The sequence below is a fragment of the Streptomyces aureus genome, from assembly GCF_001418135.1.
GTDB classification, from domain to species: Bacteria; Actinomycetota; Actinomycetes; order Streptomycetales; family Streptomycetaceae; genus Streptomyces; species Streptomyces aureus_A.
On sequence record NZ_LIPQ01000541.1, the window covers coordinates 251 to 3674 of the forward strand.

Genomic DNA, 3424 nt, shown 5'->3' on the forward strand with positions numbered 1-3424 from the left:
GTCCGAGGCGAACTTCGCCGGGTCGGCCTTGATCATGTCCGAGTTGTACGTGGTGAGGTTGGCGATGCCGTACGCGGTGGCCGCGACGCCGCCGACGACTCCGGCGCCGCGCAGCACGCCGGCCGCCTTGGCGGCGTTGGCGAGACCGCCGTTCTGCGCGACCTTCAGGAGGTTGGCCTCGGCGGCGGTCGGCATGAAGAAGGCGCCGTTGCGCATGAACCCGCCGAGCATGGCGGCCTCGTCCGATCCGGTCAGCGCGGTCGCGAGGCCCGGCGGGATCTTGGTGAGCAGGCTGCCGGGGGCCGCCCCCGCGAGCCGCATGTTGAAGTGCTTGGACAGGAAGGTGCCGGGCGCGGTCGGGTGGACGAACGGCGGCCGGATCGCCTTGGACAGCTTGTACGAGTACAGGCCGGCCGCGGTCAGGGCGCCCGCGAACGCGCCCGCCGTGACGGTGCCCTTGGTGAACCCCGCGACCAGGTCGGCCAGTTTCTCGTTGCCGGTGAGCTTGGCGATGCCGTCGCGCTGGAGCCGCTGGACGTAGTCGTCGAGCGTCTCGTTGTCCTTCATCTTCAGCCAGGCCAGGTTCATGCGGTCGTCCTTGGCCTTGTCGTCGGCCGCGGCGACCTTCCCGGCGTCACCGTTGAACCCGGTGCCGACGGTCGCGTCGTTCTTGTTGCCGTAGCCGTCCTTGACCACGGCCTCCAGGTCCTTCTTCAGGTCCTGGTCGGCGACGTCGAAGGCCTTGACGCAGCCGTCGATGTGCTCGGTCCAGGCCGTCTCGGCCTCCCGCACGCTCTTGGCGCCGTCCGGGTCGTGGTGCAGGGCGCTGCGCTCGCTCGGCGAGAGCCGCTCGTAGTCGTAGGCCACCCTGCCCTGCTCGGACACCTTCATCCCGGCCTTGACGGCGTCGGCGCGGGCGTTCTCCAGCTGCTTCTTCAGCTCGGTGAACTGCTCGTGGGCGTTGCGCAGCACCGTCGCGGTGGCCTTCGCCTGGGTCTGGGCGGCCTGGTACTCGTAGCGGGTGGCCGCGAAGTTGGTCTGCGCGGCGGTCGCGCTCTCGCCCAGCCAGGCCTGGGAGGTCGTCAGCGATTCGACGCTGTCGCGGTAGCGCTCCTCCACCTTGTGCAGGTCGCCCGCCATCTCGGTCCACTTGTCGGCGGTGGTCGCGAGCTTGCCCAGGTCGGTCGTCATGATCTCGGAGTACGTCAGCATGTACGTCCGCCCCCTCAGTACTGCTCGATGCGCGAGGTCGGCCTGACCCCTGCGATGCGGGCCCGGGTGTCGAGCTCCTGCTGGCTGAACGTGACCGCGGTGCTGCGCAGGGCGGTCTTCTCGGAGGCGAGCCGGGCGAGGAGGTTCTTCACCTGGCTGTCCCAGGTGGTCTCGACCGTCTTCAGGCCGGCGGCGGTCGCCCAGCCCTCGAAGCCGCCGACGGCGGCTGTCGTGGCGGCGTCGGCCACCTTGGCGGCCTTGGCCGTGTCCGGTTCCAGCTCGTTCTCGATGGTGTTTGCCGCGGCCTTCTTCTTTGCTGGTGCGGTAGCGAGACTGGGCGGCCCGCCGGATGTGCCGCCGCCTCCGCCGCCGCCGTCGAGCTGGTTCAACCGCGTGCCGACGGGGGCTTGTTCGGTCGCGCCGGACCGTATTCCGGCCCAGTCCTCGTCAAAACCCATGCCGCTGCGCCCCCATGAAAAAGAATGATCATCACTTTGCAGGTGCACCGTATGTTTCCGTGGTGCGGCCCGGGATGCAAGGCTGGACACCTCCTGCCTGGTCAGAGCGTGATGCCCTGAAGCGAAGCGCCCGGTTTCGCGTCCGGACGCGCGTCCGCCTCCTCGTCAGGCTCCGCCCCCGGGGCCGGCGCGTACTCCGCCCAGGCCGCCGCCAGTCTCCGTACCGCCTCCGTGAGCACGTCCGGCGGAAGCAGGAAGTGCAGCCGCAGGTACCGGACGCTGCCGCCGAGGGCGTCGGCGGTCGCGCCCGGCAGGACGGCCACCCCGTGCCGGAGGGCGACCTGGGCGAAGGAGACGCCGTCGCCGTGCGGGAGCCGCACCCAGAGGGTCTGGCCACCGGCCGCCGGGGCGCAGGACCAGGACGGGAGCAGCCGGTCGAGCTCGGCGCGCAGATGGGCGTGCCCCGCGCGGAGGGTGCGCAGCCGGGCGGCCCGTACGGACGCGAGATCGCCGAGGAGACGCACCGCGACCAGCTGGGACGGCACGTCGCAGCCCAGGTCGTGCAGGGCCTTCAGCCGGGCGAGGCGGGCGATCAGCGGCGCCGGGCCGCGCACCCAGCCGATCCGCAGCCCGCCCCACACGACCTTGCTGAGCGAACCGACGGCGATCACCTCGCCGTACGCCGAGAGGGGCAGCGGCTCCCGCGCCGTGCCGAACGCCAGGTCGCCCAGCACCTCGTCGTCCACGAGCGGCACCCCCAGCGCGTTCGCCGCCTCCACGAGCCGGCGCCCGGCGAGCGGCGGCAGCACCGTGCCCGTGGGGTTCTGGAAGCGGGCCACCACGTAGGCCAGGGCGGGACGGTGGCGTTCCATCACCCGTACCGCCTCCGCCACGTCGAGCCCGTCCGGCCCGACCGCCACCGGCAGCGGCACGGCCGCGGCCTCCCGGAACAGGTCGAGCGCCCCCGGATACGTCGGCGCCTCCACCAGCACCCCGTCCCCCGGCGCCAACAGCAGCCGGGCGAGCAGCGAAAGCCCCTGCTGCGCACCGGTGGTGACCAGGATCTGCCCGGGCCCGGTCGGCACGCCCCGCTCGGCGTACCGCGCGGCCACCGCCTCCCGCAGTACGCCGAGACCGGCCGGGTGGTAGCCGAGGTCGCCGGCCGGCAGGACGAGCGAGTGGTACGCCTCCGCCAGCTCGGGCGGCGGCTCCACGGGGGCGGCGCAGCTCAGCAGGATGACGTCGTCCGGCGCCTCCAGGAGATGCAGGAACAGCGGGTTGGACGTCTCCGTCACGCGGGGCGCGTTCCCCGCCACGGCCGCCTCCGGCGCGAGCGCGGCCCGCGCGACCCGGGTCCCGCTGCCCTGCCGCCGTACGAGCCGCCCCTCCTGGCGCAGGGTGTCGTAGGCCGCGACCACCGTCGTACGGCCCACGGCCAGGGCCTTCGCGAGCCGCCGGTCGGGTGGCAGCAGGCTGCCCGGGGGCAGCGCGCCCTCGTCGACGAGGCGGCGCAGCCGGGCCGCGAGCAGCAGGTACAGGGGCCCGCGGCCGGCGGACCAGCGACCGAGCCGCGAGACGAGGTCGTCGGGATCAAGGGAGTGACCGATTGGCTTCATGGCCGGACCAATCTGCCGGGATTGGACCTGGGAAGGCAAACGCCCTGTCCACAGACTGAGCTCATGAGCACCGACTCCACGTCCGCCGTCTCCGCCGCCTCCGCCGCCTCCTCCGTCTCCGGCACGTCCCCCACGGCC

General features: G+C 72.8%; 2 protein-coding genes. Both read right to left on the reverse strand.

From position 1 onward, the window contains the following. Window positions 1–1226 precede the first annotated feature (1226 nt). A complete protein-coding gene (locus AOK00_RS33460) occupies window positions 1227–1670 on the reverse strand; it encodes a hypothetical protein (protein WP_055603907.1) in 444 nt (147 codons plus the stop codon). Window positions 1671–1771: 101 nt separating this feature from the next. Further along, window positions 1772–3286 carry a PLP-dependent aminotransferase family protein gene (locus AOK00_RS33465; protein WP_055603908.1) on the reverse strand — a complete coding sequence of 505 codons (1515 nt, stop codon included), beginning with the start codon at window positions 3284–3286 and terminating at the stop codon, window positions 1772–1774. Between the last annotated feature and the right edge of the window lie 138 nt (window positions 3287–3424).